Source organism: Pseudomonas sp. GW822-FHT02G04, from assembly GCF_058802085.1.
Genome location: NZ_JBXANU010000001.1, coordinates 432,829 through 446,978, shown reverse-complemented (window position 1 = coordinate 446,978; position 14,150 = coordinate 432,829). Strand labels below are relative to the sequence as shown.

At 58.0% G+C, this 14,150-nt stretch carries 9 protein-coding genes; 4 read left to right on the top strand and 5 right to left on the bottom strand.

Annotated elements, in window-relative coordinates; translation table 11 throughout:
• The first annotated feature begins 1 nt into the window (after position 1).
• Genes AC1RO5_RS02055 through AC1RO5_RS02045 form a run of 3 tightly spaced genes read left to right on the top strand, consistent with a single transcriptional unit; the run spans position 2 to position 3,795 of the window.
• Positions 2 to 301 (top strand): sarcosine oxidase subunit delta, encoded by a 300-nt coding sequence (locus AC1RO5_RS02055; protein ID WP_493172297.1) that lies wholly within the window; start codon positions 2 to 4, stop codon positions 299 to 301.
• Positions 298 to 3,195: an FAD-dependent oxidoreductase gene (locus AC1RO5_RS02050; protein WP_493172295.1), complete on the top strand. Its 2,898-nt coding sequence runs from the start codon at positions 298 to 300 to the stop codon at positions 3,193 to 3,195. The genes AC1RO5_RS02055 and AC1RO5_RS02050 overlap by 4 nt, the downstream gene beginning before the upstream one ends.
• 3 nt (positions 3,196 to 3,198) lie before the next feature.
• The gene (locus AC1RO5_RS02045; protein ID WP_493172293.1) at positions 3,199 to 3,795 is read left to right on the top strand and encodes a sarcosine oxidase subunit gamma; all 597 of its coding nucleotides are present in this window, start codon (positions 3,199 to 3,201) and stop codon (positions 3,793 to 3,795) included.
• Between the two features lie 792 nt (positions 3,796 to 4,587).
• Here AC1RO5_RS02045 and AC1RO5_RS02040 read toward each other — a convergent pair.
• From AC1RO5_RS02040 to AC1RO5_RS02020, 5 genes are all read right to left on the bottom strand, one after another.
• Positions 4,588 to 5,688 carry a CobW family GTP-binding protein gene (locus AC1RO5_RS02040; protein WP_493172291.1) on the bottom strand — a complete coding sequence of 367 codons (1,101 nt, stop codon included), beginning with the start codon at positions 5,686 to 5,688 and terminating at the stop codon, positions 4,588 to 4,590.
• Positions 5,685 to 7,352: an amidohydrolase gene (locus AC1RO5_RS02035; RefSeq protein ID WP_493172289.1), complete on the bottom strand. Its 1,668-nt coding sequence runs from the start codon at positions 7,350 to 7,352 to the stop codon at positions 5,685 to 5,687. The genes AC1RO5_RS02040 and AC1RO5_RS02035 overlap by 4 nt, the downstream gene beginning before the upstream one ends.
• A 123-nt stretch (positions 7,353 to 7,475) precedes the next feature.
• Complete coding sequence (locus AC1RO5_RS02030) at positions 7,476 to 8,408, bottom strand: SphA family protein (protein ID WP_493172287.1); 933 nt, start codon at positions 8,406 to 8,408, stop codon at positions 7,476 to 7,478.
• An 83-nt stretch (positions 8,409 to 8,491) separates the two neighbouring features.
• On the bottom strand, positions 8,492 to 9,475 hold the full coding sequence (locus AC1RO5_RS02025; protein ID WP_493172286.1) for a helix-turn-helix domain-containing protein: 984 nt from the start codon (positions 9,473 to 9,475) through the stop codon (positions 8,492 to 8,494).
• 521 nt (positions 9,476 to 9,996) lie between these two features.
• Positions 9,997 to 11,496 carry an aldehyde dehydrogenase family protein gene (locus AC1RO5_RS02020; RefSeq protein WP_493172284.1) on the bottom strand — a complete coding sequence of 500 codons (1,500 nt, stop codon included), beginning with the start codon at positions 11,494 to 11,496 and terminating at the stop codon, positions 9,997 to 9,999.
• Between the two features lie 342 nt (positions 11,497 to 11,838).
• Between AC1RO5_RS02020 and tynA the strand changes: the two genes are divergently transcribed.
• On the top strand, positions 11,839 to 14,127 hold the full coding sequence (gene tynA / locus AC1RO5_RS02015; RefSeq protein ID WP_493172282.1) for a primary-amine oxidase: 2,289 nt from the start codon (positions 11,839 to 11,841) through the stop codon (positions 14,125 to 14,127).
• The last annotated feature ends 23 nt before the right edge of the window (positions 14,128 to 14,150 follow it).

Here is a 14,150-nt window from a genome sequence, read left to right as displayed (position 1 = left end):
TATGAAAATCATGAATTGCCCGCTCAACGGGCCGCGCAACATCAGCGAGTTCACTTATGGCGGCGAATTCAAGCCGATGCCTGATCCCGTCAGTTGCAGCGATGCCGAATGGGCCGATTACGTGTTCAACACCGACAACCTCGCCGGCGTGGTGCGCGAGTGGTGGATGCACGCGCCCTCCAGCTATTGGTTTCTCGCGGAGCGTCACACCGTCACCGACGAAATCCTGCGGACCTTCGACCCCAAAGAATTGTTCACCGCCCGCGTCGACTTTAGCGCCGCAAAGGAGATCGCAGGATGAATCGCCTACCCGCCCCCATGGGCTTGCTGATCGACCGTGATCAGCCGCTGGATTTCAGTTTCGACGGCCACCGCTACCAAGGCTTGCAAGGCGACAGCATCGCCAGCGCCCTATTGGCCAACGGGCGTTTCCTGATCTCCCGTTCGTTCAAATACCATCGCCCGCGTGGCCCGCTGACCATGGCAGGCCAGGACGCCAACAGCCTGGTGCAGTTGCCCGAAGAACCCAACGTGCTCGCCGATGCCCACGCCTTGTCCGCCGGATTGCAAGTGACCGCGCAGAACGTCAATGGCTCCCTGGACAATGACCGCGACGCCTATCTGGGTAAGTTCTCCAAATTCATGCCGGTGGGCTTCTACTACCGTTCGTTCTACAAACCCAAGGGCATGTGGAAAGTCTGGGAGCCGATCATCCGCAAGAAGGCCGGCCTCGGTGTGCTCGACCTTAAGTTCCAGCCTGAGTACTACGACAAGGCCTACCTGTTCACCGACGTGGCGGTGATCGGTGCCGGCCCTGCCGGCCTGCACGCGGCGCTGACGGCGGCGAACGCGGGAGCCAAGGTTTTGCTCATAGAGCAACAGCCGGTTCTCGGTGGTTCGCTGACCTATGCCCGCTTCGATATCGAAGGCGGCAGGGCTGAAACCCTGCGCCGCGAACTGCGCGCGGCGGTAGAGCAACACGCCAATATCCAGATTCTGACCGAAGCCACGTGCAACGCCTGGTTCACTGACAACTACCTGCCGGTGATTCAGGGCAAACGCATGTACAAGGTCCGCGCCCGCCAGTGCCTGGTGTGCAGCGGCTCCTTCGATCAGCCGGTGATCTTTCGCAACAACGACCTGCCGGGTGTGATGCTGACCAGCGCTGCGCAACGGTTGATGAAGCTGTACGCGGTCAAACCGGGTAAACGCGCCGTGGTGCTGACGGGCAACGATGACGGTTACCTCGCCGCGCTGGATCTGCATGACCAGGGCGTGGAGGTCGTCGCTGTGGTGGACCTGCGCCATGGTCCTTCGGACGAGTCCCTGCTGCGCGCACTGGTGCAACGCAAGATCTACCATCAGTTCAACAGCACCGTATATGAAGCCCTGCACGAGAAAGGCATGCGCCATATCAACGGCGTCGACGTGCGCAAGATCACCGCACAAGGCCAGGTCGCCGAGAGCGGGCAACATCTGGAGTGCGATTTACTGTGCATGTCCGCCGGTTACATGCCGGTCTATCAACTGCTGTGCCAGGCTGGCGGCAAACTGGCCTACGACGATCAGCGTGCCGAGTTCACTCTCAGCGGCCTGCCAAAGAAACTGAATGTCGCGGGTTCAGTCAACGGTCGTCACCAGCTGGATAACGTGATTGCCGATGGCGTAAATGCCGGAACCGAAGCGGCCCTCGCGCTGGGTCTGACAGTCGGCACGCAACGCGCGTCATTCAGCGGCGAGGCCCGGGTCAACTTCAATTGGCCGATCTTCCCGCACCCCAAAGGCAAGGACTTCGTCGACTTCGACGAGGATCTGCAAGTGGCCGACATCGTCAACGCCACCCGGATCGGCTACCGCGACGTACAACTGGTCAAGCGCTACTCCACCGTCGGCATGGGCCCGTCCCAGGGTCGTCACTCGGCGCTGCCGACCGCGCGATTGGTGGCCTGGGCCACCCAACGCAACATCAGTGAAACCGGCGTGACCACGGCGCGACCACCGTTTGTGGCTGAAAAGCTGGCGCATGTGGCGGGTCGCGCGTTCGACCCGTACCGACAAACGCCGATGCACGCTCGTCACCTGCAAGCCGGGGCGAAAATGATGCCTGCGGGCATCTGGCAACGCCCGGCCTACTATGGCAACACCAAGGATCGCGAGGCATGCATGCAGGCCGAAGCCCTGCACGTGCGCAACAAGGTCGGCATCATCGATGTTTCGACTTTGGGCGGCCTGGACGTGCGCGGTCCGGACGCCGCCGAACTGCTTAATCGGATGTACACCTTCGCCTTTCTCAAGCAGCCGATCGGCCGCTCCCGTTATGCGCTGATGACCAATGAGCACGGCGTGGTGATCGACGACGGTGTCTGCGCGCGGTTTGTCGAGAACCATTTCTACGTCACCGCCACCACCAGCGGTGTCGACCGGATCTATCAGCAAATGCTTAAGTGGAACGCGCAATGGCGTCTGGACGTGGACGTCGCCAACGTCACCGCGGCCATTTGCGCGGTCAACGTCGCGGGGCCGGACTCGCGCAAGGTGCTGGAACAGGTCTGCACCGACCTCGATCTCAGCGCCGAAGCCTTCCCTTATCTGGGCGTTCGTCAAGGCACCGTGGCCGGCATCAAGGCGCGGCTGTTGCGAGTCGGTTTTGTCGGCGAGCTGGGCTATGAAATCCACGTACCCGCGCGTCACGGGCTCAAGCTCTGGGACGCACTGATTGAGGCCGGTAAAGCACATGACATCCGCCCCTTCGGCGTCGAAACCCAGCGCCTGCTGCGGCTGGAAAAAGGCCATGTGATCATCAGTCAGGACACCGATGGAATGACTCACCCGGCGGAAATCGACATGGGCTGGGCGATCAACCGCACCAAGCCGTTTTTCGTCGGCCGCCGCTCGGTAGACATCCTCGAAGCCCAGCCACTGAAACGCAAACTGGTGGGTTTCAGCCTGCCCAAAGGCAGCCTGCAACCGTTGGAAGGCCATCTGGTGCTTAACGGCCCGGACATCAGCGGCAACGTCACCTCCTGCGAGTATTCCGCCTCCCTGGGCAAGATCATCGGCCTGGCTTACGCCGGCATCGACCAGAGCACACCTGGGCAACGGATTCCGATCCGCGTCGAAGGCGGCATCGTGGTCCAGGCCGAGGTGGTGCAGTTGCCCTTCTTCGATCCCGACAACCAACGCCAGGAGCTTTGAGTCATGACCAGTCTGAGAGAACAACACAGCCTCGCCCGACAAACCCTCGCACCGTTGCCGGGGTGCCGCCTGGCGGACCTGACCGACCTGCCGCGGGTCGGTTTCCGCGGAGCCCACAGTGCAGAGTATCTGCGCAGCCGCGGCTTCGTCCTGCCAGATGCGCCCAACCGTGCGGTGATTCAAGCCGATGGCAGTCAGGTGGCACGGCTGTCGCAGACCGAATACCTGCTGCTGGGCAGTCCCGAGGATCAGGGCCAACGAATGGCAGATGAAGAGGCCCGTTGGGAACTCGATCATCAAGCCAACTATCTGCTGCCTCGTCAGGACAGCCATGCCTGTTTTCAGCTGACAGGAGATCACCTGAGCGAAGTATTGGCCAAGCTCTGCGGGGTTGATCTGAGCCCGCAGGCGTTCGGCCCGGGGGCGGTGGCCCAGACGTCGGCGGCACGCATCAACGTGATCGTCATCAATTCCGACACCGTGCAGCAGGCGAGTTTACACATCCTTTGTGACCGGGCGTCGCAGGAGTATTTTCGGGGGGCGTTGGAGGATGCAATGCAGGAGTATTCAGGTCTGGTTACGACTGTGACAACACGCTGACTCTGCCTCCCCACTGGTCATGCATGCTGAGACGAAATTCCGTTCCAAGCATGCATGGGCAGATGCCGACAGTGATGACAATGCCGCTTGTACACGCGGCACCGGCGACTAACCACGCCCCAATAATTAAGCTTCGCAGCGTAGCGAATTCGCTTCTATGAACGCACGACCAATGAGCGCAGTACTGACGCTTCAAGCCAGGATTTCTATGTACGTTTTAATGTACAAAAAAGCGTGGCTGATGATGGTTTTCAGCAGAACTCGCTGGAACGAAAAAAGAGGCCGAAGCCTTTCTTTTCAACGCAGAACGTAAATGTCACGCACAAAAAAAACGCCACTCATTGAGTGGCGTTTTTTGTGAATCTTGGAGCGGGAAACGAGGCTCGCATCTAGTGTCCTACCCATTGAAATCTAAAGGTTTTTTAATACTCCCTCAGCAGGAATGGACTCATTTTTTGACTTGTTCGAAGGGCATGTCAAGAACGAGAAGAACATAAGTCCAAGTCGCGCTACCGAGTGCTTTCTACAGCCACGTGGAGAAGCAGCTATCAGGCCGTGGGTATCATTTTCCGCAGGATTGCCGCGATGGTCGGAGGTGCGTCGATCAGATGTGTTCTCTCGTTTATCGTGGCGATTCAGAAACGACGGCGCCCGGTCGAACACCACTCCAAATATCGAACGCCGCAAAAGCGGCCTCGCCGTCGATGGGCTCTTGATGACCATGGTATCGGAGCTCCCCGCACGTAACTTCAGCCAGCAAATTTTCGGCAGCCTGGATCTGGTCTTTCAACTTCATATGGTTACCCCCGATTCTGAATTAAGCGGCCAACTTTGAAGTGAATATTCGTCGTTCAGGCGCACACCAACGAACTGCTGAAAGGTGCGCACGATATCGGCATAGTCGATGTCTTGTGTAATGAAGACGATGCGCGTGCGCCGGTCAGCTGAAGGCCATGCCGGCAGTCGCTGCGGTGAATGAAATACGTGCTGCACACCGTGTACGACCAGCGGTTCTTCAGGACGCTCAACCAGTTGCACAAGACCTTTCACACGCAACAGGTTTTCGCCGCGCATGGACGCCATCAGGTCCAGCCAGTGGACAAGGGCAGCCTCCTCCACCGGTTCATCCAGCACGATGCAATGAGCCCTGATGCGCTCACCATGGCGGTTCACGTCATGATGAGGGTGACCATGATGGTGATGGCCATCACGGCGTTTCTCATTTGACAGCCAAGCGCCGACGTCGGCCGATTTGCGCAATGGGTCATACTCTTCGGCCCCCAGCACATCGCCGGGGCTGACATTGCCGTCGACCACATATCGTATAGGGGCGGTGGGATTGAGGGCACGTAAACGCGCACTCAGGGTCTCGATCACATCGACAGCCACCAGGTCGGTCTTGGTCAGCAGAAGACAATCAGCCACCGCCGCCTGTTTCACTGCTTCGGTATGACGATCAAGGGTGCCCGCGCCATTGACGGCATCCACCGTCGTCACAACGCAGTCAAGGCGATAGAGCCGAGTGATGTCAGCGTCGACCATCAGGGTGTGCAGCACTGGCGCTGGATCGGCCAGCCCGGTGGTTTCGATGACGACCCGCGTGAACGCGGCGATTTCCCCCCGCTCACGCCTGGCACTGAGCTCCAACAGCGTATCGACCAGGTCACCACGTACCGTGCAACACAGGCAACCGCTGTTGAGTACACGCAGATTTTCACTCACCTCTTCGACCAGCAGGTGATCGATCCCGATCTCTCCGAACTCATTGATGATGACCGCCGTGTTCCCCAACTCGGGAAGATGCAGCAGGTGATTCAGCACGGTGGTTTTCCCGCTACCGAGAAAACCGGTCAACAACGTCACAGGTAGGCGTGAATCGACAACGTCCTTCATGGCGTCTGCTCATACACGATACGGCCTTCGAACCAGGTCGCCAGAACGCGAGTCGCGGCCAGCTCGTCGACCGGGATGTTGAACAAATGACGGTCGAGCACGATCAAGTCAGCGGATTTGCCAACCTCGATTGAGCCGGTCTCGTCTGCGAGACCCATCGCTCGCGCCGGGTTGAGCGTGTAGGCGCGCAACACCGTGGCCAGATCAAGCGCCTGTTCGGGCCAAAGCGCCCCAGGAAACTGCCCGCTGGGATCGCGTCGGGTGACCATGCCCTGAATCCCGGTCCAGGGGCTCGGATCCGGTATCACCGGCCAGTCCGAGCCACCAGCGATCAGCGCACCCGACTCGTGAAGGTCGCGATTTGGCCAATAGTGCTCTGCCCTCTCCTGCGGCACGGTCGCACGAATCGCTTCAATGATGATGCCCGGAAACCAAAGCATGGGCGACAAATCTGCGGCCACGTTGAGCTCGGCGAAGCGCGGTATATCGTCAGGATGGATAAAACTCGCATGGGCAATCTGATGCATCAACCCGGGGCCGTTGAAGCTGCGCACGACCTCAATGGCGTCGAGTGCAGCACGTACAGCGCCATCCCCTGTGCAGTGGATTTTCACAGCGATACCCTGCCCCTCGCAGTCGGATAAAGCACGCGCCAACTGCGGCACACTCAGCAGGGTCGCGCCGCGAAAGCAGCAAGCGTGAAGGGCATCGGGTAGATAGGGTTCCAGCATTGCCGAGGTACGCGTGGTTGGCACACCGTCAAGGAAGATCTTGCCGGCATCGGGGCGGAAATGACGGCTGCGATAGCTATCACGTAGCGCGAACAAGGTTTCGCCCCATTCGCCAGGCGCGAGTGCCGCCTCTACGACGGGCAGCGAACCTACGACCCACGCCGTTAACTGCCCTGAATCGGCAAGCGCCTTGACCGCATCCATCACCGGACGCGACGTGAGTGCTTCCTGCAACCCTGTAATGCCGCAAGCATTGAGTCGACGCAAGGCATGCGCGCCGGCATCAATGTCAAGTTGCGGCGACGATGCGAGCGCCTTGCCCACGGCGGCCTCGACCAGCGATGAAGCCGCCTCCAGCAACAGGCCCGTCGGCTCGCCAGTGGCAGAATCGCGAACGATCTCACCGTTGAGCGGATTCGGCGTGGTGGCATGGATGCCGGCGAGACGCAAGGCAGCGGAACTGGCCCAGCGATTGTGGTGCGAGTCGTCCCTAAGCATTACCGGCCGGCCGCCAGCAGCCTCATCCAAGGCTTTGCGGGCCTCCAACGTCAACTCGCCGAGCAGGCCGCTGCCCCAGATACCGCCGACTACCCAGCCATCGGGCGGCTGCTTCATAGCGGCCTGACGAACCTGCTCGAGCACCTGTTGAAGCGAGAGGTTGGGAGGAAAACCCGTTTCATATAGCTCTGCGCGTCCGGCAAACAGGAAATGGTTATGCACGTCGATGATACCGGGCATGACCATCCGCCCCTGGAGATCGATGACTCGTGCACGGGACGACACTGCTGCACGAACAACGGCCTCGCTTCCCACCGCAATCAGGCGACCGTCACGTATTGCCAGCGCGTCGGCCCATGGGCAATCAGCGTTCATCGTGTAGATGGAGCCATTGAGAAAAATCAGATCCGCATCAGTATTTTGAAAAGTCGTCATAGGAGGTTGGCTCGCAGTTATCATCATTAGGAAAAAAGGCTCATGGGCCCCAGGACCAGATCGCTTTTTACACGTCAGGCAATCGAAAAGTCCGACGCGCAGAAGCAGCGCATCACAGCCACTTCAAAAGCTTTGAGAAATACGCAAAGCGAAGGCATAACCTTCGGGACGGTTACGCGCATCAAATTCCTTGTAGGCATGCAGCCAGACAGGTGGCAGCCCCGGTTTGAAGTAGCTCAACGCCGGCCCGATGGCCATGACGCGGGCGCGATGGCCGCCCTCCAGACCGGGGGCGTCGTCATCACTGAACTGGCGGTAGTAGTAACCACCGATACCGGCCGTCCAGGGGCCCACATGCTGCCCTACAGCGAACTCGTGCCGATACTCGACACCGTTTTTGTAATCGGTCGCCTGATTGCGAGTGTTGATGTCCGCTTGAAAGCTGGACGACACCTCGAAGCCGCTGTCGGTGATGTAAGTTGCATTGACGATTGGCGAAAACGCCCAGTGATTCAGGCCTGGCGAGACTAGGCGATTTTTGTCGTAGTCACCGGTGGGAGCCATGATCTGAAACTGCGCATTGATGAACAGATTCGGCGAAAGGTTCCATTGCAGGATCAAGGGCGACATCAGCAAATCTGCCATGCGAAAGGGATCGGCTTTCAGTTGCAGCGGTCCAGCCGGGGTCGGCACCTCAAGCGAAGCATCCATCTTGAAGAACGGCACCACGCCGCCAAAACCATAGTTGGCCCCCAGCACAGTGTTATCCGTCATACGTACGTATGCGAGACCGAGGGTCAACACGTCCAAAGAAAAATTGTTATCCAGCGAACGTCCGTGACGATCCTTCTGGGCGTTGGCCGAGTAATAAGCCGTGCGCAGGCCAAGGGTTCCGTTGGGTGTCGCAGGCGGCATCATCCCTGCGCCGAAATCATAAACACCGAACGCAGTGGTCGGTATTCCATTTTCAGTCGCCTCAGCCGTTGCGCAAAGGCCGAGCAGCCCCAGAGCAACCAGCGTATGCCTTCTAACGTTTGATTTATGGTTATGATTCATCGAATGCCCCTCTCACCCAATTGGTGTAGGGGTCATCCTAGGGAGCGGGGACGAGCGAGGGTTATCCAATATCGGCAAAGATTTCAGCGATGAAGCGTCTGCGAAGGCAGCTCCCCGAACATAGCCCGATAATCACCGGAAAACCGACTCAAGTGCCAGAACCCCCAACGTGCAGCGACCTTCTGTACAGAGACCGAAGACGTGCTCTCTCGCAGTTCACGGCGCACCGCATTAAGGCGCAGAGCCCGTAAATAAGCCACCGGGTTGATCCCCAGGGTTTCCTGGAAACAATACTGAAGCTTGCGTCGGCTGGTCCCTATACCGTTGCATAGATCGAGGATCGAGAACGGCTCATCAAGGTGGCTCAGGGCATACTCACGAGCCCGGTCGACCATCCGTTTTCGCGCCGTGGGGTTGAGCGGTGGCGTTTGATCCAGCGCAACAACGTCAAGTAGATGCAACATCACCGCATCGCGGATACCACGGCGAATCGACTCATATCCCAACAGGACATCCCCACTTTGGCCGCCCTCCTGTAGCTCATCGAATAATACTTTAAGCTCGCCACCCACTGTTGAGTCGCCGAGCCGGTAACAGGTGGGAAAATCAGTAATCCGAAAACGACTACCCTGACACCCCAGCACATACTCAAGAGCCTGCTCTTCTATAGCCACAATCAGCACATCCATGGTCTGCGGTATACGTATCTCAGGCAGGTTGTCACCGTGTGCCACCAGCACACTTGGCTCACGAATCAGATGCCCGGAACAATAGACATCACCGTGATTGCTCAGAGGCACGCTGAAGGTAATCGTGCCTTCCCTGGCCGCGCCTTTTTTGGTCATGGCCTGATTAGAGCGGTCGCGGACGAGTTGCATCCAATCAGAACGAAACTCGATCAGCTCTCCCTGGAAGCGACCGGGGCTCAACTGCTCATACCCTATCCGCCAACCACTCAGATTGTGAGCATGTTCATCTATGTCGCTGGTTTGGACTCGATGGAGATAGGATGCCTGTTCCGTCGGGAATCCAGAGATCGTTTGTACCAGGATATTATTATTGTTCATTGGAGAAACCTGTCCGTACTCAAGGCTTACAGGTTGAGGCTTACGCAAGTTCCATTCCGTGTCAGTGACCGCCTGGAAATTGTGCCGAAAATGGATAGCAACCAGCTGCATCGCAGTGTCAGCTTCGGCGCTTGCCGATAGCAATTGAATCTCTGGCCTTAACGGGCAAGCGCTGCTCACGAATGTAAAAATAATGCGATCGAAGCAGCGACTCACTCGACCCTTTCAGGTCGAGCGAGCGGCCAATGAGATCAATGCTGCCCGGACAGATAGCAATCCACGAGGTGACGATCTTCAGGGGACTTGAGGCCGGCAAACGGCATGTAAGTGCCGTTCACGTAGGCTTGGGGCTTGGTGATGAACTCTTCGAAGGTTTCAGAACTTCCAGGTAATCCCTTTGTTCTTCATCGCCATCGAGTAGTTGAATCCCTCTGCCAAGCGCCACGATGTGTCGGGTGCAGTCTCGGTATTAAGGTGGCTGGTTTACAACACGTCTGTGGACCACCGTCAGTCATGAAGGATTAATGTCGGATGCAAATGGACTTGGTTTCAGTGAACGCATCGAGCCAATCGACACCAAAGTCCCGCCCGGTTCCAGACTGTTTGAAACCACCGAAAGGCATGTTCGCGTCAATCAGCGTGTGGCTGTTGACCCATACCGTACCGGCCTCGATACGGGGTGTCAGGTCCATGGCTGCCGACAGACTGCCAGTCCATAAACTGGCCGTGAGCCCGTAGTCGCTATCGTTGGCCCTGGCCAGCGCCTCCTCGGCATCGGCAACCCGGGTCAGGGTTACCACGGGGCCAAATACTTCGTCGCGGGTTAGCGAGAGACTGTCGTCGGGGTTGATCAGCAGCGTTGGTGGAACGTAAAAACCTTCAGAGTCCGGCCCCCTTGCGCCACTGATCAACTCAGCATTGTGAGTGAGTGCCTCTGCCAGATAGAACTCGATTTTCAGTTGATGCGCTTTAGAGGCAACCGGATTGATTTGCGTGGTCGGGTCCATGCCCGGCCCTACCGAAAGCCCCTTGACCGCGAGCTCGAAATCACCTGCCAGTCGGTCGAACAAAGGAGCCTCTACGTAAATGCGTGAACTCGCAGCACACACCTGACCCTGATTCAGAAAGCTGCCCATCATCAAGCCTTCAACCACCTGCTGCGGGTCGGCGTCCTTGAGGACGATGGCCGGATTCTTGCCGCCCAACTCAAGGGTAATTCGGGTCAGTCGGTCGACGGCGCTGCGGGCAATGCCCTTACCCGTGGCGGTGGAACCGGTAAAACTGATTTTGCTGATCAGCGGGTGGGTGGTCAGGGTTCTGCCGCACACGCTGCCACTGCCTGTCACCACATTGAATACGCCCGCCGGGACACCGGCTTCGGTGGCCAGTTCGGCCATGCGCATCAACGTCAGCGGAGTGATCTCCGAGGGTTTGAGAACAATCGAGCAACCGGCCGCCAGCGCCGGCATCACCTTCCACATGCCAATCATCAGCGGGAAGTTCCAGGGAACAATCCCGGCGACCACACCGATGGGTTCCTTGCGCGTGTACGCGGTATATCGAGCCCCGGCGGGAACAGGGATCGACAGGTCCAGCGTGCGCCCCGATATCTTGGTGGCTAGCCCTGCGGCATAGCGCATCCAGTTCAACGTGCAGCCCACTTCAAAGGCCCGCGACACAGCAATCGATTTGCCTTGCTCCAGGGTTTCCAACTGAGCGAGCTCTTCAGCATGTTGTTCGAGCAAATCGGCATAGCGCAGCAAAATGCGCTCGCGCTCTGCGGGTAGACGCCGGGACCATACACCAGAGCGAAAGGCTTTATGGGCCGATATCACTGCACGCTGCACATCGAACTCATTGGCGTCGACGGTGAAGGCGATCTGAAGGCCGGTTGAAGGGTCGTAGACCGGCAAGGTGCTGGTGGACTGAGCGCTCACCCAACCGCCATCGATGTACAAACCGTGGCTTCTCTTCAAGAAAGAGTTGACCCTGTCCAGTGTCACGACCCTATTTTGATTCATGATCCTTGCCTCGCGCTGATGATTGAAAATAGCTGCACCGCCGCCACTCAACAGTGCTTTGAGTCAGAGCCTAAATCAGCCATTGCGTGTTTGATTTTTCGTCTGTGCCAGACCGGTTTCTATCCCTGCCAATCTGGATTCGGATGGCTGGACCCGCCACCTTTACAGCAGCCTTCTCCTTGAACTCAGTCCCGACTATTCTCACCTTTGATGATCACCAGCCGGGAAAGCTGATTTAGGCACAGAGCAAAAAGCTTCTGGCAAGAATCAAAAAGAAGTCACCCTCCAGCTGTAGCAAAGTGCATACGTGCCTGTCCTCGGCTCGTCTCAAGGAACTCAGAAATGTTCACGTCCGTAGCGCTGTTAAAAAGAAAACCGCTTGCTCAACTCGCGCTGGCCATCACCTTGGGCACGTTCGGCCTGCCTTGCTGGCTGCCAAATGCAGAAGCCCATGGGACCGCTGCCGAAATGGTGCCTCTGCAATCGACCCTTGAGGAGTTTGGCGCCACGGTCAAATGGGACAACTATGCCAACCTGTTCGTCATTGCCAAGGACGGCGCCTACGTAAAGGTCAAGCCTGACAGCAAGGTGGCAGTGCTCAACGGCAAGCGAATGGAGTTATCCGTACCTGTGGTGTTCAAAGGCAAGACTGCATTCATGTCCAAGGACTTCATCAACCAGGTATTCCAGTCCGGCCTGGACAAGACCTTTGTCGTCGAGACCCGCCCTAACCCGCTCAACCCCCTGAGCGCGGACGAAATCAAGGCGGCGGTGGATATCGTCAAGAATTCCGCCAACTACAAGCCCGGCTTTCGTTTCACCGAAGTTTCCGTCAATGAACCACCCAAGGATCAGGTCTGGAACTTTGTCTATACCGGTCAAAACGTCTCTCAGCCTCGCCAGGCCAATATCGTGGTGCTCGATGGCAAGCATGTAATCGAGGGCCTGGTCGATCTCGACAGCAAGACACTCAAGTCCTGGAAACCCGTCGAGGGCGCTCACGGCATGGTCTTGCTGGACGACTTCGCCACTGTGCAGTCGGCCATTGAATCGAGCCCGGAATACGCGCAAGCACTGGCCAAGCGCGGCATCACCGACGTCAAAAAAGTCGTGGCCACCCCATTGACCGTCGGTTACTTCGACGGCAAAGACGGCCTGGCACAGGACAAAAGACTGCTGAAAATCGTCAGCTACCTCAATACCGATGACGGCAACTACTGGGCGCACCCGATCGAGGGCCTGGTCGCGATTGTCGACCTGGAGCAAAAAAAACTGATCAAGATCGAAGACGAGGCGATCATACCGGTCCCGATGAAGCCAACACCCTATGACGGGCGTGGCCGCAAAGGCACACAGGTCAAGCCGCTGGAGATCATTGAGCCCGAGGGGAAAAACTACACCATTACCGGCAACAGTATTCATTGGCAGAACTGGGACTTTCACGTTCGCCTCGATTCGCGGGTCGGCCCGATCCTGTCCACGGTCACCTATGACGACAAGGGCAAGAAACGCAAAATCATGTACGAGGGCTCGCTGGGCGGCATGATCGTGCCTTACGGCGATCCCGACGTCGGCTGGTACTTCAAGGCCTACCTGGATTCGGGCGACTACGGCATGGGCACCTTGACCTCACCGATCGCGCGCGGCAAAGACGCCCCGGAAAACGCCGTGCTGCTGGACGCCACCATTGCCGACTATACCGGCGCACCGACCTCGATTCCGCGCGCCATGGCCGTGTTTGAGCGCTACGCCGGCCCGGAATACAAACACCAGGAGATGGGCCAGCCCAACCTCAGCACCGAGCGCCGCGAACTGGTGGTGCGCTGGATCAGCACCGTCGGCAACTATGACTACATCTTCGACTGGGTCTTCCAGCAGAACGGGACCATCGGCATCGATGCCGGCGCCACCGGTATCGAAGCGGTCAAGGGTGTGAAATCGAAAAACATGCATGAGGCTACCGCGAAAGAAGACACACGCTACGGCACCCTTCTGGACCACAACATCGTAGGCACCACCCACCAACACATCTACAACTTCCGTCTGGACATGGATGTGGACGGTGAGAACAACTCACTGGTTGAAGTGAACCCGGTGATTGCTCCGAACGACCGTGGCGGGCCGCGGACCAGTACGATGCAGACCGTGCAGCAAGTGGTCAGCACCGAACAGCAGGCCGCACAGAAATTCGACCCCTCGACCGTTCGCTTGATGACCAACTCCAGCAAGGAAAACAAAGTCGGCAACCCGGTTTCCTACCAGCTGATTCCTTATGCCGGCGGTACTCACCCGGTAGCCAAAGGCGCCAACTTCGGCAAAGACGAATGGCTCTATCACCGCCTGAGCTTCATGGACAAGCAGCTCTGGGTGACTCGTTACAATTCGGATGAAAAGTACCCGGAAGGCAAGTACCCTAATCGCTCGGACAAGGACGCAGGGTTGGGGCAGTTCACGAAGGACAACCAGTCCATCGAAAATACCGATGATGTTGCCTGGCTGACCACCGGCACCACTCACATCGCCCGGGCCGAAGAGTGGCCAATCATGCCGACTGAGTGGGTTCATGTGCTGTTGAAGCCCTGGAACTTCTTCGATGAAACACCCACGTTGCACTTGAACGCACCGAAATAAACAAAGCACTAAAAAGGAGGCTC

What these genes read in the sequence shown, in the direction of transcription:
- AC1RO5_RS02050 (WP_493172295.1), top strand. Translation starts at nt 298, where the DNA reads ATGAATCGCCTACCCGCCCCCATGGGCTTGCTGATCGACCGTGATCAG.
- AC1RO5_RS02040 (WP_493172291.1), bottom strand. Translation starts at nt 5,688, where the DNA reads ATGAAGGACGTTGTCGATTCACGCCTACCTGTGACGTTGTTGACCGGT.
- AC1RO5_RS02035 (WP_493172289.1), bottom strand. Translation starts at nt 7,352, where the DNA reads ATGACGACTTTTCAAAATACTGATGCGGATCTGATTTTTCTCAATGGC.
- tynA (WP_493172282.1), top strand. Translation starts at nt 11,839, where the DNA reads ATGTTCACGTCCGTAGCGCTGTTAAAAAGAAAACCGCTTGCTCAACTC.
- AC1RO5_RS02025 (WP_493172286.1), bottom strand. Translation starts at nt 9,475, where the DNA reads ATGAACAATAATAATATCCTGGTACAAACGATCTCTGGATTCCCGACG.
- AC1RO5_RS02055 (WP_493172297.1), top strand. Translation starts at nt 2, where the DNA reads ATGAAAATCATGAATTGCCCGCTCAACGGGCCGCGCAACATCAGCGAG.
- AC1RO5_RS02030 (WP_493172287.1), bottom strand. Translation starts at nt 8,408, where the DNA reads ATGAATCATAACCATAAATCAAACGTTAGAAGGCATACGCTGGTTGCT.
- AC1RO5_RS02020 (WP_493172284.1), bottom strand. Translation starts at nt 11,496, where the DNA reads ATGAATCAAAATAGGGTCGTGACACTGGACAGGGTCAACTCTTTCTTG.
- AC1RO5_RS02045 (WP_493172293.1), top strand. Translation starts at nt 3,199, where the DNA reads ATGACCAGTCTGAGAGAACAACACAGCCTCGCCCGACAAACCCTCGCA.